The organism is Streptomyces sp. NPDC050743 (assembly GCF_044456925.1).
Lineage (GTDB): Bacteria > Actinomycetota > Actinomycetes > Streptomycetales > Streptomycetaceae > Streptomyces.
On the sequence record NZ_JBITGJ010000284.1, the window covers coordinates 1 to 2,430 of the forward strand.

Genomic DNA, 2,430 nt, shown 5'->3' on the forward strand with positions numbered 1-2,430 from the left:
CTTGTTGCGCGTGGTCTTCGATGACAGACCCTGGCTGCCTGCCCACCGCCCACTACCCTGCACACCGGCACGGCCGCACACCCGAACGAGTGCATGGTGGAGGGGCCTGGCGTTCGTAGTGAACGCCAGGCCCCTGCGTGCTGTTACCGGATGGTTACTTCATGGCCGCCAGGTCCGCGTCGACGCCCGCGGTGGGCGAGCCGAGACCGCTGACGGTGTCGTAGCCGGGACCGGCCGTGCACTCGGTACCGCACCTGCCGTTGGAGCCGGCGGTGACGTCCCGCAGGTAGCTGCTGCCGAGCCCGTAGACATCAGTGTGCGCGGTGTCGCCGTCCGGGCCGGCGGAAGCCAGGTGCGGCTTGTCGGCGGTGGCCCGGAGCTGGTCGGCCGAGGCGATGATCGCACCCCAGATCGGGGCGGACAGGCTGGTGCCGCCCACCTTGAACCACATGGATCTGGTGGTGCCGTTGGGGTTGGTCATCGTCAGGTAGACCGGCACGCCGGTGGCGGGGTCGGCCACGAAACTGACGTCCGGCGTGGCCCGCAGCGGCGAGGACTGCACGCCGTCCTGGTAGGCCGGCCGCGGCTCGAAGTAGCTCAGGCCGCCGCCGGTGCCCTTCCACGCCGTCTCGTTCACGGTGTTGCCGTTCGCGTCCAGCTGGAGGTTGGTGCCTCCGATGGCCAGGGCGTAGGGGTTGGTGGCGGAGTAGCCGCCGGGGTAGCCGCCGTCCCCGGTGGACTGGACGCAGACCGCGTCGGCCAGCTTGCAGTGGCCGTCGTAGAACGCCTCCTCGGAGAACTCGCTCGAGCCCCAGCTGTTGCTGACCGCGGCCGGGTGAAGTGCCGCGGCGGCGTCCTCGGCCCGGGACAGCGCGGCCATGGTCGGGTCCGCCGCCTCGACCAGAACGATCTTGGCGTGCGGGGCGACCGAGTGCGCCCACTCGATGTCCAGCGCCTCCTCCTCGTTCCAGCCGGTGTCGACCTCGGGCTCGGTGCCGTCGGCGTAGACCTGCTGGAAGTCGAAGCAGTCCGTTCCCGCGCTCACCGAGTCGCAGGTGGGCGGCAGGTTGAAGTGCGCGGCGAAGTGGTTCAGGTCCGCCTTCGCCGTCGGGTAGTGGTAGGCGTCGACGATCGCGATCGTCTGGCCGGTGCCGTCACCCTTGAGGCCCAGGCGTGCCTGGATCTGCTGCGGGGTGTAGCCGGGGGCGACCTCGCCGGCGTTGTCCTTGCCCACGCTCAGCTTCTTGGCCGTCGGCACCGTCTTCTGGATCTTGATCGGGACCGAGGCGGTGCCGATCGGCATGCCGAGGTCCTTCAGCGGGCTCGCGCTGCGGATGCTGTTGCCGTGGAGCTGACCCGCATTGGCGGTGGCCTGCGGGGCCACGGCCGAGGTGCCGCCGTTGGGAGCGGTCGGGACCCGGGTGGGCTCGTCCTCGGACAGCTTGTAGGTGGTCAGGCCGTGCGGGAAGTAGTCGATGTCGTTGGCGCCGTCACCGATCGCCTGGGCCGAGATGTTCAGGGCCCGCCAGTCGAGCGCGAGACCGATCATGTCGTCACCCGGTCCGTCGCCCAGCTTGACCGTCTGGAGATGGCTCGCTCCCAGGGCGGGGTCCACGGCGCTCTCGCGCAGGAACCCGTCGTTGGCCGCGAAGGGGGTGTCGTAGGACCACAGGCCCTGGTAGGCGCCGACGAACGCCTCGGTTCCGCCGACGGACTTGGCGAACACTCCGGAGTGGAAGCCGAAGAACGTGGGCACGTCATAGGGCGTGCTGCCGTCCGCCGGGTAGACCATGTCGTTGAACTCGCGCATCTCGACCATGCCGGTCTTCTTGGAGGCGACGAAGCCCTCCGACATTCCGGGGCTGGAGTAGTTCTTGATCACCGCGCCGGTGCGGGTGTCGAGGATCTGGACCAGGTGCTGGTAGGTCCGGAAATCGCCGGTGTACGCGAAGGCGACACCATGCCCGTCGGCGCCCGGGATGTTGGGGTCGGCCAGGGCAGGGTTGGTCGGCACGATCGCGACGGCACCGGATTCTGAGGGGGTCTCGGTCCAGTCCGGGGCGCCGGTGGCGGCGTCCAGGCTGACCGCCGTCGGCGCCGGATCGGTGGCCTGCCTGGGGAGGCCGGGTCCCTTGTGCGTGCCGCCGTACTCGAAGAACAGGTGTCCGGCGTCGTCCGTGGTGACGGTGGAGAAGACCAGGCTCTTCTTCTCCGTGCCCGTCGGCTGGTACGTCCAGCGCACCTTGCCCTGCGGGGTGTACGCCTTCAGCGTGCTGCCCGGGACGACGATCTCGGAGCCGCCGTGACCGTCGCCCACGACCGTGAGCGAGGCGACGTAGCCGCCCGTGAGCACGTTCGCGCGCACCTTGCCGGTGTGCGTGTTCAGCACGGTGAAGCCGCGGTTGGTGGCGGCCACCACGGAGTCGTCGG

1 protein-coding gene is annotated in these 2,430 nt (G+C 69.9%); it reads right to left on the reverse strand.

Going from position 1 to position 2,430, the window contains the following annotated elements:
- Nucleotides 1-154: 154 nt before the first annotated feature.
- Nucleotides 155-2,430, reverse strand: a 2,276-nt coding sequence (locus ACIBJF_RS53000; RefSeq protein ID WP_399185052.1) for a hypothetical protein, incomplete at its 5' end; no start/stop codon positions are given.